The organism is Bacillus sp. GW821-FHT11D08, from assembly GCF_058808515.1.
Map to the genome: position 1 here is coordinate 63,583 of NZ_JBXARS010000002.1, position 25,306 is coordinate 88,888.

27 protein-coding genes are annotated in these 25,306 nt (G+C 47.4%); 16 read left to right on the forward strand and 11 right to left on the reverse strand.

Annotation, left to right across the window (positions count from 1 at the left end; genetic code table 11):
* Positions 1-88: 88 nt before the first annotated feature.
* The 4 genes from AC1RRX_RS03875 to AC1RRX_RS03890 all read left to right on the forward strand — a co-directional run bounded on the left by AC1RRX_RS03875 (position 89) and on the right by AC1RRX_RS03890 (position 5,551).
* A complete protein-coding gene (locus AC1RRX_RS03875; protein WP_094032913.1) occupies positions 89-1,312 on the forward strand; it encodes a metallophosphoesterase family protein in 1,224 nt (407 codons plus the stop codon).
* Positions 1,309-4,191 (forward strand): ATP-binding protein, encoded by a 2,883-nt coding sequence (locus AC1RRX_RS03880; protein ID WP_094032914.1) that lies wholly within the window; start codon positions 1,309-1,311, stop codon positions 4,189-4,191. Before AC1RRX_RS03875 ends, AC1RRX_RS03880 begins: the two co-directional genes overlap by 4 nt.
* A 73-nt stretch (positions 4,192-4,264) precedes the next feature.
* Positions 4,265-5,209, forward strand: coding sequence for a 3'-5' exoribonuclease YhaM (gene yhaM, locus AC1RRX_RS03885; protein ID WP_094032915.1), 945 nt, complete (start codon positions 4,265-4,267; stop codon positions 5,207-5,209).
* Positions 5,210-5,323: 114 nt separating this feature from the next.
* Positions 5,324-5,551, forward strand: a complete 228-nt coding sequence (locus AC1RRX_RS03890; RefSeq protein ID WP_015417149.1) for a sporulation YhaL family protein — start codon at positions 5,324-5,326, stop codon at positions 5,549-5,551.
* 38 nt (positions 5,552-5,589) lie between these two features.
* On the opposite strand, the gene prsA is transcribed toward AC1RRX_RS03890, so the two are convergent.
* A complete protein-coding gene (prsA, locus tag AC1RRX_RS03895; protein WP_144464086.1) occupies positions 5,590-6,447 on the reverse strand; it encodes a peptidylprolyl isomerase PrsA in 858 nt (285 codons plus the stop codon).
* A 158-nt stretch (positions 6,448-6,605) separates the two neighbouring features.
* Here prsA and yhzE1 point away from each other — a divergent pair, with 158 nt between their 5' ends.
* Together yhzE1 and yhzE2 are read left to right on the forward strand one after the other, a co-directional pair.
* Positions 6,606-6,692, forward strand: coding sequence for a sporulation protein YhzE1 (yhzE1, locus tag AC1RRX_RS03900; protein WP_017417375.1), 87 nt, complete (start codon positions 6,606-6,608; stop codon positions 6,690-6,692).
* 124 nt (positions 6,693-6,816) lie between these two features.
* The gene (gene yhzE2 / locus AC1RRX_RS03905; RefSeq protein ID WP_003155248.1) at positions 6,817-6,903 is read left to right on the forward strand and encodes a sporulation protein YhzE2; all 87 of its coding nucleotides are present in this window, start codon (positions 6,817-6,819) and stop codon (positions 6,901-6,903) included.
* A 56-nt stretch (positions 6,904-6,959) separates the two neighbouring features.
* On the opposite strand, the gene AC1RRX_RS03910 is transcribed toward yhzE2, so the two are convergent.
* Both AC1RRX_RS03910 and AC1RRX_RS03915 read right to left on the reverse strand, forming a co-directional pair.
* Entirely contained in the window at positions 6,960-7,178 is a 219-nt protein-coding gene (locus AC1RRX_RS03910) for a hypothetical protein (RefSeq protein WP_003155245.1), read from the reverse strand.
* A 60-nt stretch (positions 7,179-7,238) separates the two neighbouring features.
* Positions 7,239-7,769 (reverse strand): DUF3267 domain-containing protein, encoded by a 531-nt coding sequence (locus tag AC1RRX_RS03915; RefSeq protein ID WP_007409225.1) that lies wholly within the window; start codon positions 7,767-7,769, stop codon positions 7,239-7,241.
* A 210-nt stretch (positions 7,770-7,979) separates the two neighbouring features.
* Between AC1RRX_RS03915 and AC1RRX_RS03920 the strand changes: the two genes are divergently transcribed.
* Complete coding sequence (locus AC1RRX_RS03920; protein WP_003155243.1) at positions 7,980-8,321, forward strand: YhaI family protein; 342 nt, start codon at positions 7,980-7,982, stop codon at positions 8,319-8,321.
* Here the strand turns inward: AC1RRX_RS03920 and AC1RRX_RS03925 are convergent.
* Together AC1RRX_RS03925 and AC1RRX_RS03930 are read right to left on the reverse strand one after the other, a co-directional pair.
* A complete protein-coding gene (locus tag AC1RRX_RS03925) occupies positions 8,318-8,929 on the reverse strand; it encodes an HTH-type transcriptional regulator Hpr (RefSeq protein WP_003155240.1) in 612 nt (203 codons plus the stop codon). The two genes, AC1RRX_RS03920 and AC1RRX_RS03925, sit on opposite strands and share 4 nt — an antisense overlap.
* A gap of 180 nt (positions 8,930-9,109) precedes the next feature.
* The gene (locus tag AC1RRX_RS03930) at positions 9,110-9,466 is read right to left on the reverse strand and encodes a YtxH domain-containing protein (RefSeq protein ID WP_014417330.1); all 357 of its coding nucleotides are present in this window, start codon (positions 9,464-9,466) and stop codon (positions 9,110-9,112) included.
* A gap of 117 nt (positions 9,467-9,583) precedes the next feature.
* Between AC1RRX_RS03930 and yhzF the strand changes: the two genes are divergently transcribed.
* Positions 9,584-9,775: a membrane protein YhzF gene (gene yhzF, locus AC1RRX_RS03935; protein WP_007409223.1), complete on the forward strand. Its 192-nt coding sequence runs from the start codon at positions 9,584-9,586 to the stop codon at positions 9,773-9,775.
* A 57-nt stretch (positions 9,776-9,832) separates the two neighbouring features.
* Here the strand turns inward: yhzF and AC1RRX_RS03940 are convergent, their stop codons facing one another.
* The 3 genes from AC1RRX_RS03940 to AC1RRX_RS03950 form a co-directional block, all read right to left on the reverse strand.
* Positions 9,833-10,351 (reverse strand): tryptophan transporter, encoded by a 519-nt coding sequence (locus AC1RRX_RS03940; RefSeq protein WP_007409222.1) that lies wholly within the window; start codon positions 10,349-10,351, stop codon positions 9,833-9,835.
* A gap of 120 nt (positions 10,352-10,471) precedes the next feature.
* Positions 10,472-11,551 carry a 3-phosphoserine/phosphohydroxythreonine transaminase gene (gene serC, locus AC1RRX_RS03945; RefSeq protein WP_144464084.1) on the reverse strand — a complete coding sequence of 360 codons (1,080 nt, stop codon included), beginning with the start codon at positions 11,549-11,551 and terminating at the stop codon, positions 10,472-10,474.
* A 134-nt stretch (positions 11,552-11,685) separates the two neighbouring features.
* Entirely contained in the window at positions 11,686-12,123 is a 438-nt protein-coding gene (locus AC1RRX_RS03950; RefSeq protein ID WP_007409220.1) for an HIT family protein, read from the reverse strand.
* A 490-nt stretch (positions 12,124-12,613) separates the two neighbouring features.
* On the opposite strand from AC1RRX_RS03950, the gene ecsA reads away from it, so the two are divergent.
* The 3 genes from ecsA to AC1RRX_RS03965 are packed head-to-tail and all read left to right on the forward strand — an operon-like array spanning position 12,614 to position 15,323.
* Positions 12,614-13,357, forward strand: coding sequence for an ABC transporter ATP-binding protein EcsA (gene ecsA / locus AC1RRX_RS03955; protein WP_003155231.1), 744 nt, complete (start codon positions 12,614-12,616; stop codon positions 13,355-13,357).
* The gene (locus AC1RRX_RS03960; protein ID WP_040238339.1) at positions 13,350-14,576 is read left to right on the forward strand and encodes an ABC transporter permease; all 1,227 of its coding nucleotides are present in this window, start codon (positions 13,350-13,352) and stop codon (positions 14,574-14,576) included. Before ecsA ends, AC1RRX_RS03960 begins: the two co-directional genes overlap by 8 nt.
* 42 nt (positions 14,577-14,618) lie before the next feature.
* Positions 14,619-15,323 carry an EcsC family protein gene (locus tag AC1RRX_RS03965; protein WP_032871112.1) on the forward strand — a complete coding sequence of 235 codons (705 nt, stop codon included), beginning with the start codon at positions 14,619-14,621 and terminating at the stop codon, positions 15,321-15,323.
* A 22-nt stretch (positions 15,324-15,345) separates the two neighbouring features.
* Here AC1RRX_RS03965 and AC1RRX_RS03970 read toward each other — a convergent pair whose 3' ends face one another.
* The 3 genes from AC1RRX_RS03970 to hmoB all read right to left on the reverse strand — a co-directional run bounded on the left by AC1RRX_RS03970 (position 15,346) and on the right by hmoB (position 18,606).
* Positions 15,346-16,533, reverse strand: coding sequence for a M20 family metallopeptidase (locus AC1RRX_RS03970; protein ID WP_144464082.1), 1,188 nt, complete (start codon positions 16,531-16,533; stop codon positions 15,346-15,348).
* Between the two features lie 69 nt (positions 16,534-16,602).
* Positions 16,603-17,988: a hypothetical protein gene (locus AC1RRX_RS03975; protein ID WP_108725066.1), complete on the reverse strand. Its 1,386-nt coding sequence runs from the start codon at positions 17,986-17,988 to the stop codon at positions 16,603-16,605.
* 117 nt (positions 17,989-18,105) lie between these two features.
* Positions 18,106-18,606: a heme-degrading oxygenase HmoB gene (gene hmoB, locus AC1RRX_RS03980; protein WP_144464080.1), complete on the reverse strand. Its 501-nt coding sequence runs from the start codon at positions 18,604-18,606 to the stop codon at positions 18,106-18,108.
* Between the two features lie 122 nt (positions 18,607-18,728).
* Between hmoB and AC1RRX_RS03985 the strand changes: the two genes are divergently transcribed.
* The 5 genes from AC1RRX_RS03985 (at position 18,729) to AC1RRX_RS04005 (ending at position 25,247) form a co-directional block, all read left to right on the forward strand.
* Positions 18,729-20,870: a transglycosylase domain-containing protein gene (locus AC1RRX_RS03985; protein WP_039062815.1), complete on the forward strand. Its 2,142-nt coding sequence runs from the start codon at positions 18,729-18,731 to the stop codon at positions 20,868-20,870.
* A gap of 123 nt (positions 20,871-20,993) precedes the next feature.
* Complete coding sequence (gene hemE / locus AC1RRX_RS03990; RefSeq protein WP_042635706.1) at positions 20,994-22,055, forward strand: uroporphyrinogen decarboxylase; 1,062 nt, start codon at positions 20,994-20,996, stop codon at positions 22,053-22,055.
* A 75-nt stretch (positions 22,056-22,130) separates the two neighbouring features.
* Complete coding sequence (gene hemH / locus AC1RRX_RS03995) at positions 22,131-23,066, forward strand: ferrochelatase (RefSeq protein WP_060674982.1); 936 nt, start codon at positions 22,131-22,133, stop codon at positions 23,064-23,066.
* Positions 23,067-23,093: 27 nt separating this feature from the next.
* On the forward strand, positions 23,094-24,527 hold the full coding sequence (gene hemY, locus AC1RRX_RS04000) for a protoporphyrinogen oxidase (RefSeq protein WP_003155220.1): 1,434 nt from the start codon (positions 23,094-23,096) through the stop codon (positions 24,525-24,527).
* 147 nt (positions 24,528-24,674) lie between these two features.
* Entirely contained in the window at positions 24,675-25,247 is a 573-nt protein-coding gene (locus AC1RRX_RS04005) for a TetR/AcrR family transcriptional regulator (protein ID WP_003155219.1), read from the forward strand.
* Positions 25,248-25,306: the final 59 nt, after the last annotated feature.

The window sequence follows — 25,306 nt, forward strand, 5'->3', positions numbered from 1 at the left end:
GGCTGTTTTTTTATTTTACAGAACGTGCATTCGTATAAAAACGGTGCTAAAATAAGGGTAATTCAATTTGCAGAAAGGGGAGGGCGAGATGGCTGATCTGACGTTTATTCATGCCGCTGACCTGCATCTGGACAGCCCGTTTTACGGCATTTCGAATCTGCCTGAACCGGTATATGCGCGTATTAAAGAAAGCACATTTCACAGCGTCCGCCGACTGACGGACGGGGCACTCCGGGAGCAGGCAGATTTCGTGCTGCTTTCGGGGGATCTGTTTGACGAAGCCAACAGAAGTTTAAAAGCCCAGCTGTTTTTGAGAAAACAGTTTACGAGATTACAGGAAGCGGATATCCAAGTGTTCGTCATATTCGGCAACCATGATCATTTGGGCGGTAAGTGGACGCCGATTGAATGGCCTGAAAATGTACATACATTCACCTCGGATACACCGGAGGAAAAATCTTTCTTTAAAAACGGAGAGCTTGCGGCAAGCATATACGGATGCAGCTATCAGGAAAGAAGCGTAACGGTCAATCAGGCGGCCCGTTACCGGAAAATGACCGGCGCGCCTTATCATATCGGCATGCTCCACGGCATGTTATCAGGAGCGGAAGGGCATGACCCGTACAGCCCGTTTACGAAAGAAGACCTTGAAAAAAGCGGCATGGATTACTGGGCGCTCGGACACATTCATAAACGGCAGGTTCTGTCCGCCCAGCATCCCGCCGCCATTTACCCGGGGAATATTCAAGCCCGGCATTTAAAAGAAACCGGGCCTAAGGGATATTATCTCGTCCGGGCGGCAAACGGTGAGATGTCTTGGGAATTCAAAGAAGCGCATGATGTGTTATGGGAGGAAATTGATCTTGATATCTCCGGAGCTGAACATATGACTTCACTTCTGAAAGCCGCATCGGATACATTCTCCGGCTTGCGCGCGGCGGGCCGCCCGGCATGTGTCAGGCTGGTGCTTCGCGGCGCGGCGCCCCGCTTTTGGACGGAGGCGCCCGCAGGCATCGCGGAGGAGCTTCTTTCCGCTTTACAGGAGGAAGAGGCCGAAGAGGAATGTTTCGTCTGGCCGCTTGCGCTTGAGGATCGGACGGATGAAACAGACACCGTGCCGCCCGATCCGTTTTTTAAAGGGCTCCTTCAGGACATAGAACAATGCGCGGACATGAGCGGTGTATTTGAAGCCCTTGAGCGTCATCCCGTATACCGGCGTCAGATGGCTTCATTTACAGATGAAGAGATACTGGATATTAAGCGGCAGGCTCAAGCCGTTTTAAGACGCCAAATGAAGGAGCTTCAGCGATGAAAATAACGGCGATGCATATTTACCAATACGGAAAATTTTCAGACCGAAGTTTTCAGCTGTCAGATTCTCCCGTGCAAGTGATCTACGGGTTAAATGAAGCGGGCAAAACGACATTGATGTCCTTTATCAAAAGCGTGCTGTTCGGTTTTCCGAAATCAAAAAAATACGAACCGAAAAACGGCGGGGTTTACGGCGGCACTGTGGAATTGAAGCATGGCGATCACGGCGCTGTCAAAATCGAACGGACAAAAGGCGCTGCCGAAAAAGTCAGAGTGTATACGGCTTCAGGCGAAATCAAGGACGGAGAATGGCTCAAACAGCTTCTCTCCGATACAGACCGGGCGCTGTACGAAGCGATCTATTCGTTCGATGTATTCGGACTGCAGGAGATTCAAGCTTTTAACCGGGACAAAATCGGCGAGTTTCTCCTGTATTCGAGCTTATTCGGGTCAGAAGCGGCGGCAAAGCTTGACGGGCGACTGGCAAAAGAACTTGACAGGATGTATAAGCCGAACGGGCGGAACCCCCGCTTAAATCAGGAGTTGGATACATTAAAGCGGCTCAGCGCCCAGCTGAAACAGGCGGAAGCTGCGGAAGCGGGCTATCACAGCCTTCTGGAAGAGAAAAAAAGCGCCGGCGGCCGTTTGCAGGATGCCGAAGCACGATTGAAAGACATAACTGAAGAAATCAAAACAGTAAAATCGGCGATAGAAGCAAAGCCGCTCGCAGACAAAAAAACAGCCTTGGAAAGCGAACTTTCTTCTTATCCGGAAGCATTGAAGCAATTCCCGAAGGATGGAATGCATCAGCTTGAAAAATACGAATCGCATCTCCATCCGAAAGCGGCCCGTCTTGAGGGGCTTCGGGCAAAAGCGGCTGAACTCAGGCGGCAGGCTGATCTGCTCGCTCCAAATGAGGACTTGCTGCAAAAAGAGCGGCAGCTGCAGGAGCTTTCCGGCGAGCAGCATATGTATGAATCGCGCGGCGAACAGCTTGCAGCCATCCAATCACAGATCCGGCAGACATCTGCCCGCGTTTTGTCAGGATTGCAGCAGCTCGGAAGACATGAGGAAGACGGCATTCTTTCACTGAACACCGATTATGAATATGAATGGCGGCTGCAGGAAGCCGTGCAGAGCGCCGGACAGGCAAGAGAAAGAAAGACACAGCTTGATGCGATTTTCGAACAAGCGCGGCTGGAGCTGGAAGAAGCCGAACGAAAACATGCCTTGACGGCGGAAAACATTTTGGACCCCGCTGTCAGGAAAGAAAAAGAAGCCGCTTTACAATCATATAAGCAAACGGCTGATACAGAAGGAAACGAATGGCAGGCACATGTTCAGCAGCTGGAAAAACAGCGCGCCAAACAAAAAAAGCTCTTTCTCGGTGCGGGCATTCTGTTCATTGCGATTTTCGCTATGTTAAAGGAATGGCTGCCCGCCGCCCTTTTTACCGGTGCTCTGCTGCTGTATATGCTGTCCGGCATGCAAAAACCGCTGCCGTCAGAAAGAGGAGGGCCCGGACACAAGAAAAAGAAGCCGGCGATCTCTAAAGAAGCGGCTGATCTTCTGCAGGAAGAGCTTTGGCGTGACGGCCGGCACCGGCAGCAGCTGATTGCGGATCAAGCCGTGCTTGAACAGAAAGAAGCGGCATATGAAAGAGTCATCCGCCAATATGAAGAATGGGAGGCGGAAATGGCGCCGTCTGAAAAACAGGCGGAACTTTTTATGAAGGAACTGGGGTTTTCAGGAAGTCCTTCCCATCTTCTTGACGCATATCATGTAATGAAAGATGTCAAAAAAGAAATCCTTAACAAGCATGAGCTGACCATTGAAGCGGGCCGGCTGCAAAAGCTGCAAAGAGCATTTGAGGACCGGGTCAAAAAGCTGAGTCCTTCAGACGGAGGGGAGCTGTCCGTAAGAGAAAGACTGCACGTTTTGCTGGCGCAGGCGGAACGGGCCCGTGAGGAAGCAAAACGAAAGCAGGCGCTCGAAACGGATCTGCTGCATGCACAAGAGCAAATGCGTGAATTAAACGAAGAAGTTCATTACTACGAACAGCAGGTCAAACAGCTTTTCATGGCGGCAGGCGCAAAAAACCGCGAACACTTTTGTGAACTCGCCAGGCTGAATGAAAGCCGCCGGGAAACAGAGCGGCAGCTGCGCGAAATCAAAACGCACTTGTCCGGCATAGGCGGAAAACAGCTGGAGCCGTACATGAGCCGCACAGTGTCCGAACTTGAACATACAGTCGTTCAGAAGGAAACAGAGAAAAAAACGCTTGAGGAAAAAAGCGCCCAGCTCCGTGAGCAAACCGCTTTATTAACGGTGAAGCAAGAGCAGCTGGAGTCCTCGGGGCTTGTATCCGATTTAAAACAGCAGACAGAAATGCAGAAGGAGCGCGTGAAAAAAACCGCTAAAGAGTGGGCCGCATTACAGACGGTCAGACACATTATCAGGGAAAAAATGGAGCGGCATAAAAAAGTGACGCTTCCCCGTCTGTTAGAAACCGCCGGTGCATTATACGGACCGCTTACGGACGGACGCTATCACAAATTGTATTTTTCCGAGGCTGATGATTCCATTATGGTCATGCGGAAAGACGGAACGGTGTTTTCTGCAGGCGAACTCTCACAGGCGGCATGCGAGCAGCTTTATGCGGCGATTCGTTTTGCCCTTGCGTCAGAGAGGGAATCTGCGGTATCACTGCCGTTTTTACTTGATGACAGTTTTGTCCATTTTGACAGGCAGCGGCTGCAGCGGCTGTTTGATGTGCTGAATCAGCTTTCAGAAGGCGGGCGGCAGATACTTTATTTTACCTGCCATGAGCATGTCAGCCGGTCTTTTCACAGCGGACAAGTCATGCGGCTCCTGTCATAAAAGAGTTTATTTTCAAAAAAGAGGTATGTGCTATACTGGTATTATGTAAGATATGGAGGGAGCTTTTAATAGAATGGCAAAAGGTATTATGCTGCACGAGGTCGGCGAGCAGGTCGATCAATACTTTCTGATTAAATCTTCGACTAAGGGAATCGCAAGCAACGGAAAACCATTCCTGACGTTAATGCTGCAGGACCAATCGGGAGATATCGAAGCGAAGCTGTGGGATGCCAAGCCGACTGATGAAGTAACGTACGCGGCGCAGACGATCGTGAAGGTGATTGGAGATGTCCATCACTATCGCGGACGAAACCAGCTTAAGCTGAGAAACATCCGGCCGGCCGCCGAGAACGAAAATGTCAGCATTGATGATTTTCTGGAAACGGCGCCGATTCCGAAAAACGAAATGATGGAAACCGTCACTCAATACATTTTTGAAATGAAAAATCCAAACATCCAGCGGATCACGAGACATCTGGTCAAAAAATATGCGGCTGAGTTTATGGATTATCCGGCGGCGGCTAAAAACCACCATGAGTTCGTTTCAGGGCTTGCGTATCATGTAGTGTCCATGCTGAACCTGGCAAAAGCGATAGCCGATCTGTATCCGTCTCTTGACCGGGATTTACTGTATGCCGGAGTCATTCTGCATGATCTCGGCAAAGTAAAAGAGCTTTCAGGCCCCGTCTCCACAACGTACACCGTGGAAGGGAATCTGCTCGGACACATTTCGATCATGGTGACAGAGCTTTCAAAAGCAGCCGAAGAGCTTCAGATTGACGCTGAAGAAGTGCTGATTCTGAAGCATTTGATTTTAAGCCATCACGGAAAAGCGGAATGGGGAAGCCCGAAACCGCCGATGGTGAAGGAAGCGGAAATTCTTCACTACATTGACAATCTGGATGCAAAAATGATCATGATGGACAGAGCGCTGGAACGGGTGAAGCCGGGCGAATACACAGAGCGTGTATTTGCGCTTGAAAACCGTTCTTTCTACAAACCGACTTTCCATCAATAAGATAAAAAGGCCGATTCTCTATGATCGGTCTTTTTTACGTTCAGCTCTCATAACTTGTCTTTATCAAGCATAGCTTAGAATAAAGACTCTGGGTGAAAAAGGGAGGAAACCGACGTGCTATTTTTTCCTTGGTGGGTATACCTTTGCATTATCGGAATTATTTTCAGCGCCTATAAGCTTTTCACAACAGCTAAAGAAGAGGAAAAGCTTGACCAGTCGTTTATTGAAAAAGAAGGAAGGGTGTATATTGAACGGATGGAACAGGAACGCGAGCGCCGTATGGCGGCGCCCCCAAGTGAAAACGCGGATGCGGAAGAAAACTCCAATCATTCCATCGCATAAAAAAACTGTGCGGCTCACCGAGAGCCCGCACAGTTTTTTTATTTAGATTGAGAAGATGATGATGTTGAAGTGTTAAACGTGTCTTTTAAGTCTTTGTCTTCCACTTTTACGTCAGCTTTTTTCATGACTTTTTGAATTGCCGCCTGTACAGCTGAGTTGTCGTTTAATTTCTGTTTAAGAACTTCTTCTTTCAGTTCTTTTTTCATGTCATCATATTTGCCGCGTTCTTCTGTCTTTTTGATGATATGATAACCGAATTTGGTTTTGACCGGATCGCTGACTTGTCCGACTTTCAGGCCAAATGCAGCTTTGCTGAATGTTTCATCCATTGACTTTTTATCGAACCAGCCAAGGTCGCCGCCGCTGTCTTTTGATGTGTCAGTTGAGTATTCTTTCGCAAGCGTTTCAAACTTCTCGCCTTTTTTCAGCTTTTTCTCCACTTCGTCAGCTGTCTTTTTGTCAGCGACAAGGATGTGGCTCGCGCGGATTTTACCTTTTAAGCCGTCGTAGTATTCTTTCGTATCGGAGTCAGTCACTTTGATGTTGTCTTTCGCCGCTTTTTGTGCAAGCAGTTCGTACTTCACCTGATCTTTCAGGTAATCTTCGCCGTACTGCTGTTTAAGGGCGCTGTACTGATCGCCGAGCTGCGTTTTGTACTCTTTCAGCTTGTTATCGATTTCTTTATCCGATACTTTGTATTTTTTTGCTAATACTTTTTCTTGTACGAGCTGTGTCAGCACACTTGCGCCCGCGGTTTTTTTCATGTTCGTGTAGAGCTCGCCTTTTGTTACATTTCCGGCATCCGTCTTGGCAATCACGTCGTTGTCGCCGCTGCTGCAAGCGCTGAGAGCCAGGACGCTCGTTGCCGTAATAGCTGCTATCGCGATTTTCTTCATTCCTTTAAACACTCCTAATCATCCAAATTAAATTGCATATGCGTATCATAACATATTGTGGCTTTCTGTAAAAAGATTTTAAATAAAGGGCATTCGTCTAGTCAAACTTTTTCCTGATACATACAAATATATTGATCATGAAAAGGAGGTAATGAACCATGGGCGGAGGATATTCAAACGGTTTCGCACTGCTCGTAGTACTGTTCATATTGCTTATCATCGTAGGTGCAGCTTACATTTGTTAAGCGAAACGGATCGCTTTTTCTAAAAGCGGTCCGTTTTCTTACCCGGGCGCCTAATCGTTTCAGAAGTAAATTGCATATGATGTAATTGGAAAAATAAAACGTTTTGTAGGAGGTGCTTTTGGAGATGGGTGAAGTATTTGCAGGCGGTTTTGCATTATTGGTTGTTCTGTTCATCTTATTGATCATCATCGGCGCTTCTTGGCTTTATTAAGAAAAAAATATGGCTGTCGGGGGTCAGACCTCCGTCAGCCATATTTTTTTGCCTGTTTACACAGTAAAGGAGATCTCGACGAATGAAGAGATCAGTAAAATTAAAATAGATACATTAATAAAACGGAATACCTTATCCTGCCGGTCTTCAGGAATCTCTCTGACAAGGCATAATGTATTTGTGAGCCTGTTTATGAAATAAAGAATAAACAGGGCAGCCACGATAAAATAGAATAAAATGATGGGAGATTCCCCCTCTCTCTGAACTGCTCCCATATTACATTACCAAATATTTATTAAAAAAGATAGAATGTAACCTGAAAAATCAGCGGGACATCAAGACTCCGGCACTTTTTTTACTAAAATATCAAAACCGTCGGATTCCTGGTCAATCAGACATGATTTGGGCGCTTTGACCAGATGCAGGGCAAACAGAAGATCAGGCAGGCAATACCCCGCATGGATGCTCGAAATCATATAAAAGTAATGAGCGTGTCTCGGAAATGCCAGTCCGGCATAAAACAATAACGGCGTAATGAATAAAAACGGGCTGATCGTTGAAATCAGCATCGTCGTTTTCGGTATGCCTTTCCATGTCGGCATCCGCAAGAAGTACATTTTCATTTCCTTTTTTCTTTTTTTACAGATCATCGGCAGGACATGTATGACTTTATGTACAAATAAAGTAACAACGAGCAGAACACAAAAAGCAAACACGTGCCCGTCACTTAAACTGATATTCGGACGCAGCAGCCCGAATGCCAAGAAGTTGCATATAAAAAACAGGATCATAAAACCTACAGCAGTCAATAATAAACGAACCGCACCATAATCTTTGATCAGATTAATGGTTTTCCAGCAATTCATCAGAGTCATCCTTCCGTACAAAGATGGAATACAATCTCAAAATAATTTACTCTCTTCAGGAGAAAAAATCAATCCTTTTTTAAAGAAAAAAATAAACCTGGAAAGAGAAGAACAGAAGAGCTCGGTGAAACATGGAAATGTACGGTTTAACCTTTCTTCTCCATTCATTATCAGCTAAAATAAGATTAAAGATAGAAAGAAGTGAAACGGATGGATTCAATGGATCAGCGTATCGGGCGTTTAGAATATTACATACAATTGCTGGTGAAAACGGTGGATATGGATAAGTACCCTTTTTATGCGATGATGATTGAAAAAGGGCTGACCGAAGAAGAAGGAGAAGAGGTCGGGCGGATCTGCCGCGAATTGGAGGACGAGCTGGAGTCGCAAAAAGCGCAAGGCTTTGTGACGTTTGACAAGCTCCTTGCGCTTTTTGCGGGACAGCTGAACGAAAAATTAGATGTTCATGAAACGATTTTTGCTCTGTATGAGCAGGGGCTTTATACAGCGCTGATGGAAGAATTTATTGAGATTATGAAGCACTTTGATTAACTGTTGATCGGTTCCAGCTCTTCAGCCGTTTCATGGACAGCCGATTCGTCCGTTTTTTTCTTCAGCCTTCCGTCTTCACTATCAAAATCATTGTTTATGTTTGTCAATGATTTCTCGAATATCTCCATAAAATCTTCGCCGTAAATGTGGCGGATGACACAGGTTAATTCTTCAACCTCAGGAAACTTCCCGAATAAGTGGTAGATCGGCTGTGAGCCTTTAAACACAGCGTTTCTCGACGGATCAAACTCCTCAAGCAGGCTTTCGAATACATTTTCCCCTTCTTCTGTTAACTGAATGTACGTGTTCCGTTTATCATTCAGCCGCTTGGAAAATTTCAGATATCCCCGTTCTTCAAGCTTTTTTGAAAAGTTAAATGCAGTTGATACGTGCATAACGCCGAATTTGGCGATTTCTGAAATAGAAGCTCCTTTAAGCTGATAGGCAATCCATAATATATGATGCTCATTAATATTAAGGTCGTACGGCTTCAGCCAATTCTGCCAGTCTTTCTCGATAGATTTCCAGAGCGCTTTGGACAGCTGCGCCATTTTTTGGGTATAGATTAAAGCTTCTTTTAGATCGTAAGGCGGTTCAACACGATTCAATACAGATCACCTGCTTCACATTTTCTTTTCCTCTATTATGCCAATAAAATAAAGATTAATAAAGATGAAAATTTAAGAATTTTATAATAAATTCTTGATCCGTTGCTGGGAAAGGCTTTAAACCGCAAAAAAAAGTGCGGAACGCAATATGTCCGCACTTTTTTTTGGTTGTATAGGATATTAGTTTTGTAAGGTTTTCTCCAGCTGTCTGATTTTCTCTTCAATATCAGCGATTTCCTTTTGGAGATCCTGCTGGTGCGGTTTGATTTCCTCCTGCCACCTTTTAATGCTGGTCTGAAGCTCTCCGCCTACGTCTTTAATGACTTCTGCGCTTTCTTTCGCCGTTTGGACAAGCTGGTCCTTAAGCGCCATTCCGTCTTTTTTTAACCGTTTGATTGTGTCCTCAATTGAATTGCAATTCTCTTTGATTTTGCCCCGCAGCTCTTTTCCGGATGAAGGAGCCGAGAGTAACACCGCTGCGCCTCCGATCAATCCGCCTACGAAAAGGCCTGTTAAAAGGGAACGTCCGTCAGCCATTTGAAATCACCCCGTTTTTTTTCTCATAACTTTTATCATTTTTGTTCAGAAGAATAAACTTCTATACATAGCTTGCTTTATTTTAGCATATTTTTTAAGGGAAAAGGAGGGAGAAGGTTGTCTGTCTTTATGATTGTTTTATCTTGTATGGCTCTTGTCTTTGCGGCGGGCGCCGTTTATTACCTGAAACTGCTCGGCCAGGCCGCTTCTTATCCGCCGAAGCGGGTCGTCCGCCAAAAGGCCATCGTCTGCTCAGCAGGAACCGCCCTCGCATTGTTCCTTATTTTTTTCACAAAACTTCTCGTATAAAACATGCTGAAACACATTAAAAAACCTCTTCCGGCCGGAAGAGGTTTCGGTATGCGGTTATTTCACCGTTTCAATCATATTGGACCGTTTTAAGATCGTCTGCACAATCGGATGCATAATGATAATGGCGATCGTATTCAGCGCAGCCGCCGGAAGGACGACCGCGAGCACCAATGCGGTGAATCCGCCCGGCAGGCCGACAATCAGAAGGGCCAGCGCCAAAAAGAGCAAACCGGAGATGAAGGTGCCGGCTATCGTAATGACGGCGGCGGGCGCTGTTTTCACGCTCTTTTTCACCAAAAGCGCCAGCGCGAGAAACAGAAACGCCGTTACCGGTTTTTCAATGATATTCGGAAGCTGTCCGCCCGGAAAAGATGTCGTGAGTGCGGAAATGATTCCCGTTACAATCCCAATCATCAGCACGTTCTGCACACGGGGGAATAACAGAATACCCATAAACATCATCACAAGCATCATATCGGGTTTCATTCCGAATAATACCGGCGGCATAATGGAATGAAGCACCGCTCCGATTGCCGCAAACAGGGCCATAATGACTAATTCTTTTGTTTTCATACTAAGCTCTCCTCTGCTAAGCTTTTTCGCCATCCAATAATATGCTCGTCATTTATTGCGATGGCCGGAAAAATTGATATGCAAACAGTATATCAAAGGAACCGTTATGTTAGAAGAAATTTATTCGTTTTCCTGCTGGAACTTTCTCATAAACTGAGCCAGTTTTTCACAATCAGCCAGGCTGACGGCGTTGTAGATAGACGCCCTGCAGCCTCCGACTGAGCGGTGGCCGCCGAGTCCGGTCATTTTAGCCGCTTTCGCTTCTTCAACGAATTTTTTCGTGAGACTGCTGTCGTGGAGGGTGAACGTGACGTTCATGTGAGAACGGCTGTCTTTTGCGGCATGCCCCGCGTAAAACCCGCCGCTTGTGTCGATTGTGCCGTACAGGACGTCGGCCTTTTCCTGATTGCGCCGTTCAGCCGCTTCGACACCGCCGTTTTCAGCCAGCCATTCAAGGACGAGGCTCAGCATATAAATCGCAAATGTAGGCGGCGTATTATACAGTGAATCGGCTTTTGTGTGAGTGGAGTATTTCAACATTTTAGGGACGTTGGCGTTTTCGTTTTCAAGCCATGATTTTTTCATGATGACGACCGTGACGCCGGACGGCCCGAGGTTTTTCTGGGCTCCGCCATAGATGACATCAAACGTTTTGACATCAATTTTTCTGCTCAGGATGTCGCTTGACATGTCGGCTACAAGCGGGATCGGTGAATTCGGGAACTCTTTCCACTGCGTTCCGAAAATTGTGTTGTTTGACGTAATATGCAGGTAGGCGCCGTCTTTGATTCCTGAGAGGTCCGCTTCCGGTATGTGGTTGTAGTTTGAATCTGCGCTTGTTGCCGTGATGGATGTGTTTCCGAACAGTTTCGCCTCGGCGAGTGCTTTTTCAGACCATGCGCCCGTTACGATGAAGTGCGCCGTTTTTTCCGGCGTTAAAAAGTTCATCGGCAGCATGGAGAACTGAAGGCTTGCGCCGCCTTGAAGAAATAAAATATCATAATCGTCGGGAATATCCATCAGTTCTTTCAGAAGGCTTTTTGCTTTTTGGTGCACCGCATCATATTCCGTGCTCCGGTGGGACAGCTCCATGACGGACATGCCGGTATCATTGAAGTTGACAAATTCTTTTTGTGCTTTTTGCAGCACATCCAGTGGAAGGGCTGCGGGTCCTGCATTGAAATTCGTTGTACGTTCCATGTTTACGATCTCTCCCTGTTTTCCGCTTTAGTGTAAGAAATAATACAATTATCCTATCACAATTTTTTGATTTTTTTGATATAAAAAATATAATTTATGTTTTTTGTGTTTCCGGACGCAAAAAAACCTCATCTTTAAGATGAGGCAAGCCGTTTTCTGACGGTTGAAGCGATCTCCTGAAGATCGTCAGGCGTATAGTCTTCGGCGTGGGTCTTCCAGACAGCCCCGAAACCGTCGCCTTTTCCGTAACGCGGAATGATATGCATGTGAAAATGGAACACCGATTGGCCCGCTTTTTCACCGTTGTTATTGAGAATATTCAGCCCGATCGGCTCGAATTCATCGCGGATGGCGCGTGCGATTTTCGGCACCGCTTCAAAATATTCTTTAGAAAGCTCAGGCGTAAACTCGTACACGTTTTCGATATGTGTTTTCGGAATCACGAGCGTATGGCCTTTTGTGACCTGGCTGATATCAAGAAACGCCACGACGTGTTCATTTTCGTATACTTTTGAAGACGGAATGTCACCGGCAATGATTTTGCAGAAAATACAATCGTCCGCTTTGTGCATAGATGGGTTTCCTCCCTGAAAAGAAATATATGTATATTCTCATCGTACCACAAAAACGGCCAAAACAAAAAACAGGATGAACGGCTGCGCGTTCACCCTGATGCAGAAGTACGAGCTTTATCACAGAAAATTGAATATGCCTTTTGTAAGCACCTCATTTGTTTTTAAAATGAAGACTTATGGGTCTGCTTAATCATTCCTGGGACAAACACCTCATTTGATTATTTCATCATGAATGAAGAACATCATCAAAGCAGTGTGTGAAGAAATTGTAAGCACAGGACATGTTGATTTTCATCCAACTGTTCTAAGACGTCTTTTATAAACACCTCATTTTCAGTTGATTAAAGCTGTTTCCTTCTACATACATTATGATGTCCGCCAAAACGATAACTATGCACACTTTTCACGTGAGAAAAAAAGGGAATCGTTTCAAATCAGACTTTATTTTTGGTACTATGAAGAAAAACGAATCAGAAGGGGAGAAATTATGTCTCTGCTATCGGTAAAAGACTTAACCGGCGGTTATACGAGAAACCCGGTCTTAAAAAATGTTTCATTCACCCTTGAGCCGAACCAGATTGTCGGACTCATCGGATTAAACGGCGCGGGCAAAAGCACGACGATCCGGCATATTATCGGATTAATGGACCCGCATAAAGGCTCGATCGAGCTGAACGGCAAGACGTTTTCGGAGGATAAGGAAAGCTACCGCTCGCAATTTACGTACATCCCCGAAACGCCGGTGCTGTATGAAGAACTGACGCTCAAAGAGCATCTGGAGCTGACGGCCATGGCGTACGGCCTTTCCAAAGAAACGCTTGAAAAAAGGCTTCCTCCGCTTCTGAAAGAATTCAGAATGGAAAAAAGGCTGAAATGGTTTCCCGCTCACTTTTCCAAAGGGATGAAGCAGAAAGTCATGATCATGTGCGCGTTTCTCGCGGAGCCTTCGCTTTATATCATTGACGAGCCGTTTCTCGGCCTTGACCCGCTTGCGATCAATGCATTGCTGGAGCGGATGGACGCCGCGAAAAAAGCCGGATCAAGCGTGCTGATGTCAACGCATATCCTGGCTACGGCAGAGCGCTACTGTGACGCTTTCATTATTTTACATAACGGCGAAGTGCGGGCAAGCGGCACACTGGAAGAACTGAGAGAGCAGTTCGGCATGAAAGACGCAGCTCTTGATGACTTGTATATTGAACTGACGAAGGAAGACGCCGGCCATGAATAATATGTCTACGATTTGGCAGTCCCGGCTTGAAGAGCATATAAAGGAAACCAGAATGTATATGAAATATATGCTCAATGATCATCTCGTCATTGTGCTGATCTTTTTTATTGCCGGCGCGGCAAGCTGGTACAGCAAGTGGGTCAAAGACATTCCTGTTCATTTTCCGTCATTTTGGGTGATGGCGGTGCTCTTTTCATTTGTGCTGACCGGTTCATACGTCCGGACGCTGTTAAAGGAAGCGGACCTCGTGTTTCTGCTGCCGCTTGAACCGAAAATGGGGACATACTTTAAGCATGCATTTAAGTACAGCTATCTGTCACAGCTGTTTCCGCTTATTGCTCTGTCGCTTGTATGCATGCCTCTGTTTTTCGCTGTAAGTCCGGGGGCGTCGCTTGCGTCGTATGCCGCCGTATTTATTCAGATGCTGGCGGTAAAAGCGTGGAATCAGGCCATGGAGTGGCGGATGACGTTTATGAATGACAGAAGCATGAAAATGATGGATGCGGTCATACGCTTTATCTGCAATATGCTGCTTTTATACTTCGTCTTACAGTCGTTTTATGTGTACGCTGCCGCCGTCTACATTGTGATGGCCGGCCTTTATGTGTATTTCACATCGGCCGCAAAACATAAATCATTAAAATGGGAAGCCCATATTGAATATGAATTAAGAAGGAAGCAGCGGTTTTACAGAATCGCCAATCTGTTTACCGATGTGCCTCACCTGAAAAAACAGGCAAAACGGCGGGCGTATCTCGACTTTTTGCTCAGAATGATTCCGTTCGAACAGCGGAAAACGTTCTCCTATATGTATGCGCGGGCCTTTCTGCGTTCAAATGATTATCTCGGCATTCAGGTCAGGCTCACGATTATTTTTATCCTGATTATTATGCTCGTTTCCGCCAATCCGTGGATAACGGCGGCTTTAACCGTATTTACCGTCTTTATTACGGGAATACAGCTTCTCCCGCTGTTCGGGCATTTTCATCATCTTTCTCTGCAGGAGCTTTACCCGGTCAATCAGAAAGCGAAGCTGCAAAGTTTCTTTTCGCTGATGAAATCGGCATTAACCGTGCAGGCGCTGCTGTTCTGTGCAGCGTCAGCCTATGCCGCGGGAGTCAGCGGGGCGCTGTATGCGGCTGTTGCTTCAGCCGTTCTGATTTTTGTGATCATGCCTTCGTATATGGGCGGAAGATTGAAAAAGTACGGCAAGCTGTAATCAATCGGGTTTTTGAAACCTCAATGAAAGAAGGAGACACAGATGACCGACGATCAGCAGCTGATACAGGAAGCACTGCAATGGAAAGCGCGTTTTTTACGCAAAGATTCCATGCTTGAACGCTTTTCTAAAGGAATGCAGGCGAAAATAAATGAGCGGATTCCTGATAAAATTCATGCCGTCATCACAGAAAGCATTAAAAAAATGACCGAAGCAACAATGGCGGGTTCAAATCTGGTGAAAGGCAAGCGGGATACAAACGGTATGACGCTTGCTGAAAAAGATGCCCTCGCCAGACAAACCATCGCATCGTACCAAAAGGTCGCGGCAGCCGAAGGTATCGGTACGGGGGCCGGCGGAATTTTTTTAGGGATGGCTGATTTTCCTTTGCTGTTATCCATTAAAATGAAATGTCTGTTCGATCTTGCCTCTATTTACGGCTATGATGTGAAAGACAGGGATGAACGATTGTTTTTGCTGTTTATTTTTCAGCTGGCTTTCTCAAGCGGTGAACAGCGGAAACGCATATACTCAATGATTGAACAGTGGGATTCGAAAAAGCATGATGTCGATTGGAGAGTTTTTCAGCAGGAATACCGCGATTATCTGGACGTGGTGAAATTGTTTCAGCTTTTGCCGGTCGTCGGAGCCGCCGTGGGCGGAGCGGCCAATTATAAACTGCTGTCACAGCTCGGTGAGACGGCAAGGCACGTTTTTCATTTAAGAATCACAGCAGCCGGTACGTAATGTGCCGGCTGTTTTTTATGCCCTATCGGGGGTAGCTTACCGCGGCGCCGATAAGCACCTTGGCGGCCGTCAGCATCGCTTTCTCATTAAAATCAAATTTCGGGTGGTGATGAGGATAAATGGTTTCCGCATTTTCTAAAGCGGCCCCCGTAAAGAAAAAAGCGCCTTTTGTATGCTGCAAATAATAAGAAAAATCTTCTCCGGCCATCTGCGGCTCTCCTTCAACGACCTTCGTGACGCCCTCTGTTTCCGCTGCGGCTGCCGCCGCGTGCGCTGCTTCCTCGGGATGATTAACGACGGCGGGATAACCGCGCTTGAAACGATATTCATAGGAAGCGGAGTGCATGGAACAGATTCCTTTTACGACGGCTTCTATTTCTGCTTCGAGCAGGCTGCGCACACTTTCGTCAAACGAGCGGACGGTGCCTGATATGACTGCCTGATCGGCAATCGCATTAAACGGATTTTCAGCGGTGAACGAGCCGGCTGAGATGACGGCCGGCTGCACCGGATTTACCCGCCGGCTGACGATATGCTGAAGAGCCGTGACGATTTGTGAGCCGATTAAAACGGCGTCCTTCGTATCGTGTGGAATCGCGCCGTGGCCGCCTTTCCCGATGACTTTAATCGTAAAGCCGTCAGCGGCGGCCATCACTGCGCCCGGGCGGCATAAGACCGTCCCGACGGGTTCAGTCGCCCAAAGGTGAGTGCCGAAAATGGCATCGACATGCTCGAGGCAGCCATCCTCAATCATTGCTTTTGCTCCGCCGGGAGATAATTCCTCGGCGTGCTGGTGAATCATCACAAATGACCCTTTCAGTTTTTCTCGGTTGCGGTACAGCACTTTTCCGACCGCGAGCAGAGCCGCCGTATGGCCGTCATGCCCGCAGGCGTGCATGACGCCGGGAATTTGTGAAGCATAGGGCACATCTTTTTCATCCTGTATCGGCAAAGCGTCAAAATCAGCTCTGAGTGCCACGACCGGTCCCGGTTCACCGCCTTCAATATAGGCTGTGACACCGTTTCCCCCGACATTCGTCCGGATGGGAACGCCGAGCTTTTCATAAAATGAGGCGATGAACGCCGGTGTTTTTTTCTCCTTAAAGGATGGCTCGGGATTCATGTGAAGGTGACGCCTGATTTCAACCATTTCCTCATACAGCCCGTCAAGCTGAGCGTTTAAGCTTTTTTGAAGTGTCGTTAACGTCAAAAGCGATGCCCCCCTCGTCTGCTTTTCCCATGATTGTATAGAAAATGTCAGAAGATTTCAATCCTTTTGCTACGGGAGAATGATGATGGCGGCGATCGTTGTGACGACTAGCCCGGCCGCAACCGGGATAAAGTTTTTCCTGGCAAGCTCAAACGGATCAACTTTACAAATAGCCGCAGCGGGGATCAGTGCCCAAGGGACCAATGTTCCGCCCCCGACCCAGATCGCTGAAATCTGGCCCAGCGCCGTTAAAACGGCCGGGTCCGTATGAAGCGCGGCGGAAAACAGCTTTGCCATCGAGCCTGCAAGAGATATACCGGAAAACCCTGACCCGTCGAGCCCGGTAATCGCACCGACTGCGGCCAGGGCGATGCCGGCGAATTCTCCGGACATCGGAAAAGAATGGGACAGGGCCAATCCGAGGTCATTGACGATCCCCGCAGATCCTTTCGGAAGCGGGGTGTTCAAAATACTTTTAAACCCCGCGTCACCGAGATAAAAGAAGGCCGCGATCGGAATGACGGGGCCGAATACTTTAAAGCCAAATTGAAAACCGCCGATAAAATACTCGGTGATCTTTTCTAAATGCCGCTCTTTATATACAATGAAATGAATGATCAGGAGAATGCCGATCGCGGTTCCTCCGACGAGTGCCGTCGCATCGTTTCCTTGCAGACGGTATACGATCATGCAGATAATATCGGCGAGAAAAACAAGCGGAATGAAAACCGCCAGGATCACCCTGAGTTTTTTCGGCAGATACATACTTGTGTCCAAAGAACCGGAGCTGTCCAAGGAGAGGGGGGCCTTCGTTTTTTTTCGATCCCGCATGATGAGGAAGAAAGCGGTGATTGTCGTCGTTAACCCCATGATCAAAACGAGCGGAATACTTGCCTGCATGACATCGCTCACGGGAATGCCCGCGGCATCGGCCGTTAATTTCGGGGCCGCCTGAATGACATAATCCCCCGATAAAGCGAATCCGTGGCCGAACAGGTTCATCGCCATAGCCGCGGCGATCGGAGAAAGGCCCGCTCGGATCGCTGCGGGAAGCAGCACAGCGCCGATCAGCGCCACCCCTGGTGACGGCCAGAAAAAAAGAGAGATGGCAAACATCAGGCAGCCGATAACCCAATACGCGACAGCCGGCCCTTTCATCACCTTTGCAAACGGAGAAATCATCGCTTCATTAATACCGGTTTCGGTCAAGAGGCCGCTCATCGCCACGATAAAACAAATGATAAAAATCGTCGGCAGCAATTCTCCGGCGGCATACGTGAAGCTGTGAAACAGACTGCTGACCGAAGCGGAGAATGAATGCGTCGTCCATAGCGCAATCACAAAAATGCCGGCGAGTGAAATAAAGGTTGTATCTTTCCTGAGGAGCATAAAAACGATAATGGCCGCGATAAAAGCAACATAAAGCAGATGTACCGAGTAGACGCCGATCCCCAATTGAACCACTCCGTTTATAAATAGGATTGCTACAGATTATTCATAGGCGGGCGGAAGGTGCAAAGAAGGATGCGTAAAATCGGGACATCAAAAAAGCCGGAGAATCTCCGGCGGTTTTCAGTCTATTGCGTAATAAGCGGTTACATAAGACGGGCGGGAGAAAATAGACGTTGTGTCGATGCCGGCAGATGTTTCGCGTTTTTTATGAGCTTCCTGATAAGAGTTTGACTGCTGCCAGCCCTGAAAGGCTTTTTCCTCTTCCCACAGGGTCAAAATGACATACGTATCGCCTTCAAGCGGTCTTAATACGCGGATGGCTTCAAAACCGGGTTCATTTTCCACTTTGCCGGCGCGGTTTTTAAACCGGTTTTCAAACAGCGGACGGCCTTCCTGGGTAACGGCGATGTTGTTGAGGACGGCGTAGCCCGGATTTTTGATTTCCCCGACGCTGTCGATGCTTTCATAGGAATGGGGCGCCTGAAAAACGGTTTCTCCATTTGTTTCATGAATTAAAACCGCATTATCCTCCCCTTGCATCAGCACCATATTCTCACTCGGGTGTTTCTTTGCAATCGTCTTTAAAAAATCGGCTGTCCCGTATGTAATATAAACCTTCATATCAGCCACCTCCTGCTTGCTAGTATATCAAAAGAGTGGTATAAGTTTCTATTGGCGACTCATTCTGACATAATTCGAAACAATATTTCCCATACTACAAGTTAAGAAAGGCGAGGTGACTTATGCTGAAAAAGAAAAAAAGATTCTTTATTCCGGCTGTAATTGCGGCGGCAACCGCTTTTCTCGCGTTAATCGGATACATTATCATTATATTTCTCGGCCATTATGTCATCGATGAAAAGAAATTAATACTGCACGCATCTTCAAAAATCGTCGATCAAAACGGTGATGAAATCGCGAGCCTCTATACGGAAAATCGCGAGCCGGTATCCATTCAGCAGGTTCCGGAAGATGTGAGAGATGCCTTTATCGCCGTTGAAGATAAACGGTTTTACGAACATCACGGCATTGATGTGAAGTCTGTCGGCCGGGCGGTGTTCCGGGATGTTTTAGCAGGCGGCAAGGTGGAGGGCGGAAGCACGATCACCCAGCAGCTGGCGAAAAACATTTTTCTGACTCATGATAAAACATTTTTGCGCAAGACGAAGGAAGTCATTATCGCCATCAATCTTGAGCGTGATTACAGCAAGGACAAGCTGCTTGAAATGTACCTGAACCAGCTTTATTTCGGCCATGGCGTTTACGGCATTCAAGCCGCGTCCCACTACTACTTTAATAAAGAAGTAAAAGATTTAACCGTTGCGGAAGGAGCCGTTCTGGCAGCGATTCCGAAGGCGCCATCTCTTTATTCGCCGATTCAGCATCCGGATAAAAATAAAGAACGCCGCGATACGATTCTTGCAATGATGAACGACCAAGGCTATATCAGCGCCAAGGAAGCCGTCAGAGCCCAGGGCCGGACATTGGGGCTTAATGTCAAGAAAACATCAGAAACGCCTTGGTTTGACAGTTATATTGATCTTGTCATCAAGGAGGCGGAAGACCGTTATTCGATGTCAGGTGAACAGCTGCTTCAAGGCGGTTATACGATCCGGACGTCACTTGATTCCAAGCTGCAGAAAACGGCATACACCCTCATGAAGGAAAGCGGCTATTTTCCGGGGACGGATCAGGCGGCAGAGGGAAGCGCCGTCTTTATTGATAATAAAACCGGAGGCGTGCGCGCGGCAGTCGGCGGACGCGACTACGTGACAAAAGGATACAACAGGGTTACGGCGAAGCGGCAGCCGGGCTCAACGTTTAAGCCGATTGCCGTATACGGGCCCGCCATGCAGGAAGACAAGTTCAAACCGTATTCGCTTCTCCAAGACAAACTGACGTCCTACGACGGGTATGAACCGAAAAATTATGACGGACAGTACAAGGGGGAAGTGACGATGCAGGATGCGATCACTTACAGCATAAATGCGCCCGCTGTCTGGACATTGAAGCAGATCGGCGTAGATACGGGAAAATCGTATCTTGAGAAAAACGGCATGAACATTTCTGACAACGGACTCGCGATTGCGCTTGGCGGTCTGTCAGAAGGCGTCACCCCGCTTCAGCTTGCCGGAGCTTATCATACCTTTGCGGCAAACGGAATGTATACGAAGCCATTTTTTATAGAGAACATCACGGACGAAGACGGAGAAACGTTATCCGGGCCTAAAAACGGCAAAACGCGCGTCTTCAGCGGACAGACGGCATGGAATATGACGAGAATGCTTCAGCAGGTCGTGAAAGAAGGAACCGCTTCACAAGGCAGCTATCAAGGTGACCTGGCGGGGAAAACCGGCACGACCACATTTCCCGGCGTCCCCGGCGCGACAAAGGACGCCTGGTTTGCGGGATACACTCCCGGACTGACGGGAGCCGTCTGGATGGGCTATGACAAAACGGATAAAACCCATTACCTGAAAGGCGGAAGCCAATACCCGGTCAGACTCTTTAAAGATATCGTCACAAAAGCGGGGGAAAACGGCCGGACATTCAAAAAGCCTGAAAATGTGAAGGAACTGGGCAGCCCGATTGAGCTGGAGGCGGTAAAGTCCCTGTCGGCCCGTTATACATTTAAGGCGATGGGACTGATTACGGTTCAATTAAAATGGGATATTCAAAAGGATGATCGGGTTGTTTACCGAATATATGAGAAGAAAGACGGAAAAGACAAACTTCTGGATTCGGTGAAAGGAAAAGGCAGCTTTGACATACCGTACGCCAATCTGTTTTCAGGGGCTTCATACAAAGTCGTTCCATATAATTCACAGACGGATCAAGAAGGAGAGGGAACGGAATACGTTCAGCCGAAGCTTTTTTCTTCTTAATCATGAATTCGGCGATTTTTTGAACATTGAGCCTCAATTCTATACGCTTTTGAAAAAACAAGGTATAGTGTAATGGGCGAAGAACACGAACGTATGGTTGCAGGAGGAAAGGTGGAAATTCAGATGAGTAAACGAGAAGCGTTTAATGATACGTTTTTAAAAGCGGCACGGGGAGAAAAAACAAATCACGTCCCTGTCTGGTACATGAGACAGGCGGGGAGGTCTCAGCCGGAATACCGCAAGCTGAAGGAAAAGTACGGCTTAGTCGAAATTACGCATCAGCCCGAGCTGTGCGCGTATGTGACGAGGCTTCCGGTCGAGCAGTACGGAGTGGACGCTGCCATTTTATATAAAGACATTATGACGCCGCTTCCTTATATCGGAGTGGATGTTGAAATAAAAAACGGAATCGGCCCGGTGATCGATCAGCCGGTGCGCTCTGCTGCGGATATTGAAAAGCTCGGCGAACTGAATCCCGAACAGGATGTTCCTTACGTGCTGGAAACGATCCGATTACTCGTAAACGAACAGCTGAATGTTCCGCTCATCGGTTTTTCGGGAGCGCCTTTTACGCTGGCCAGTTATATGATTGAAGGCGGGCCTTCTAAAAATTACAACAAAACAAAAGCGTTTATGCACAGTATGCCGCAAGCGTGGCAAATGCTGATGGACAAGCTCGCGGACATGATTATCGTTTATGCGAAAGCGCAGATTAACGCCGGCGCAAAAGCCATTCAGATTTTTGATTCATGGGTCGGCGCGCTGAACCGCGAAGATTACCGGCAGTTTATAAAACCGGTGATGGACAGAATATTCCGGGAGCTTTCAGCAGAACAAGTTCCGCTGATCATGTTCGGCGTAGGCGCAAGCCATCTGGCCGGGGATTGGCATGACCTTCCTCTTGATGTCGTCGGTCTTGATTGGAGACTCGGCATAGATGACGCCAGAAAACAAGGCATTACAAAAACGGTTCAGGGCAATCTTGATCCGTCGCTTCTTCTTGCGCCTTGGGAAGTCATCGAGAAAAAAGCGAAAGCGATACTTGATCAAGGCATGAAAACGGACGGGTTTATTTTCAATTTAGGGCACGGTGTATTCCCTGATGTCAATCCGGCAACGCTGAAAAAGCTGACGGCGTTTGTACATGAATACTCCGCGGCCAAAAAAACGGAACGATCTTCCTGAGCAGATCGTTGGTTATAAGAAGATTTTCCTGTCAAAATCAAGGTGGACAGACCATCAAAAGAGGTGTTTAACAAAATGAGCAGCAAAAAGAAAATGGGACTTCTTGTCATGGCTTACGGAACGCCTTACAAAGAAGAGGACATAGAACGTTATTATACGCATATCAGACGCGGAAGAAAGCCGGAGCCTCATATGCTTCAAGATTTAAAAGACAGATATGAAGCGATCGGAGGCATTTCGCCGCTTGCAAAAATTACGCAGGAGCAGGCGGAGAAGCTCGCACAGCGTTTAAATGAAACCCAGGATGACGTAACATTCAAAGTGTACATCGGATTAAAACATATTGAACCGTTTATTGAAGACGCGGTGGCGGACATGCATAAAGACGGCATTACAGAAGCTGTCAGCCTTGTGCTCGCCCCTCATTTTTCAACATTCAGCGTCCAGTCATACAACAAACGCGCGAAAGAAGAAGCGGAGAAGCTCGGCGGCTTGACCATCAAGTCTGTTGAAAGCTGGTATGATGAACCGAAATTCGTTGATTATTGGGTCAGCCAGGTGAAGAAAACGTATGAATCAATGCCGAAAGAAGAACGGGATGACGCGATGCTGATCGTCTCAGCGCACAGCCTTCCTGAAAAAATAAAAGAATACGGCGATCCGTATCCTGACCAGCTGGAGGAATCCGCAAAACTGATTGCCGAAGGCGCCGGAATTACCGATTACGCAGTCGGCTGGCAAAGCGAAGGGAATACCCCTGATCCGTGGCTCGGGCCGGATGTGCAGGATCTCACGCGCGATCTGTACCAAAAGCATCCTTATAAAGCATTTGTATACGTGCCCGCAGGCTTCGTTGCCGATCATTTAGAGGTGCTTTACGATAATGATTATGAATGCAAAGCTGTGACCGAAGAAGTCGGCGCAAGCTACTATCGTCCGGCTATGCCGAACGCACAGCCTGAATTTATCGACGCGCTTGCAGCGGTCGTGCTGAAAGAGCTGGACAAGTAGAATTAAACGGTAAAGAAGGCGATAAAAATGAGTGGCGATAAAAAACATCTGGTCATCATCGGCGGCGGCATAACGGGATTAGCCGCCGCCTTCTACATGGAAAAAGAAATCAAAGAAAAACAGCTGCCGCTTGAGGTCACTCTGATTGAAGCGGGCCCGAGAGCGGGCGGCAAAATTCAGACGGCGCATAAAGACGGCTACATCATTGAGCGGGGGCCGGATTCTTTTTTGGAAAGGAAAAAAAGCGCGCCGCAGCTCGTCAAAGATTTGGGGCTTGAGCATCTGCTCGTCAACAATGCGACCGGCCAGTCTTACGTGCTCGTCAACGAGACGCTCCATCCGATGCCGAAGGGCGCGGTGATGGGCATTCCGACCAAAATCGCTCCGTTCATCTCCACCGGTTTATTTTCTGTTCCCGGAAAGGCGCGGGCGGCGCTTGACTTTGTCCTGCCTGCGAGCAAACCGAAGGAAGATCAGTCTCTGGGTGAATTTTTCCGCAGACGCGTCGGTGACGAAGTCGTTGAGAATTTAATAGAACCGCTATTATCAGGGATTTATGCCGGAGATATTGATAAGCTGAGCCTCATGTCCACGTTTCCGCAATTCTATCAGACTGAGCAGAAGCACAGAAGCCTGATTCTCGGTATGAAAAAATCACGTCCGCAGCCTTCGGGACAGCAGCTGACGGCCAAAAAGCAGGGCCAGTTTTTAACGCTGACGACAGGGCTTCAAACGTTGGTGGAGGAGCTGGAAAAGCAGCTTACGCTGACAAAGGTGATGAAAGGAACGAAAGTCACCCATATCGGCCGCGAGGAGAAAGGATATTCCGTGACGCTTGATAACGGCAAAGTGCTCTATGCGGAAGGATGCATAGTAACAGCCCCGCATAAAGCCGCGGCGAAAATGCTTTCTGATCTGCCGGCGGTTTCATGTCTTAAAGACATGCATTCTACGTCCGTTGCCAACGTCGCCTTAGGTTTTCCTGAGGGAGCCGTCAAGATGGAGCATGAAGGTACGGGATTCGTTATCTCAAGAAACAGTGACTTCTCCATCACGGCCTGCACATGGACGAATAAAAAATGGCCGCACGCGGCGCCGGAGGGCAAAACGCTTCTCAGGGCGTACGTCGGAAAGGCCGGAGATGAATCCATCGTAGATCTTTCAGATAACGAGATCATTAAAATCGTAATGGAAGATTTGAAAAAAGTAATGAAAATAAATGGCGAACCGGAAATGACCTGTGTGACCCGCTGGAACGAAAGCATGCCGCAATACCATGTCGGCCATAAGGAGCGCATCAAAGAGTTCAGAGATGCGCTGAAAGCTTCCTATCCGGGCGTATACGCGACGGGCGCGTCTTTCGAAGGGGTGGGCATCCCCGACTGTATCGACCAGGGAAAAGCCGCCGTATACGATTCACTGGCTTATTTATTTGAAACGTACCAGCCTCCGTTATCGTAAAACGGAGGTTTTTTTGCATGTTCCCGTTCTGTAAAGGGAACACCAATAAAAGAGAAAACATTTGAATCTTCTTTGTGACTGTGATAAGTTATCTTATGTACAAAATGACTAAAACGTTCAAACGGTCAATTTAACGAGGTGGGAAACATGTCCGTCGATCGGAAAAAGCTCATTCTGGAAGCGGCAACGAAGTCTTTTACACAATTCGGCTACAAAGCAACGACAATGGATCTGGTGGCAAAGCTTGCAAATGTGGGGAAGGGAACCATCTACACGTTTTTCAAAAACAAAGAAGAACTGTTTGATGATATTTTCACCACTATTTTAAGAGAAATGAAGGAACACGCAGACGAAGCGATGAAACCGGAGCTTTCATTTCACGAAAATGTCCACCGGGCGCTTGTCGCGATCTTGGAATTCAGAAAAACACACCAGCTGACTATTAAAATTTTTCAGGAGAACGCCGAGATTGGTACAATAGCCGTTCAGGATGTCATTGCGAAAATGGAGCGGGCCATTCTGTCATACATTAAAGAAAAGATAGAAACAGCCATTGAAAACGGAAGCATTAAACCGTGTGATCCGGAACTGACCGCTTTTGTGATGCTCAAGCTCTACATCGCGCTGATATTTGACTGGGAAAAAAACCATCCGCCTCTTGAAAAAGAGACGATCGCCGAATTGCTGGAAATGTATGTTGGTCAAGGATTATCTAAATAATAGATGATCCTTCACTTTTTAGGTGCCGTGACCGTTTTGTCAAATGAGTCAGTTTGCGG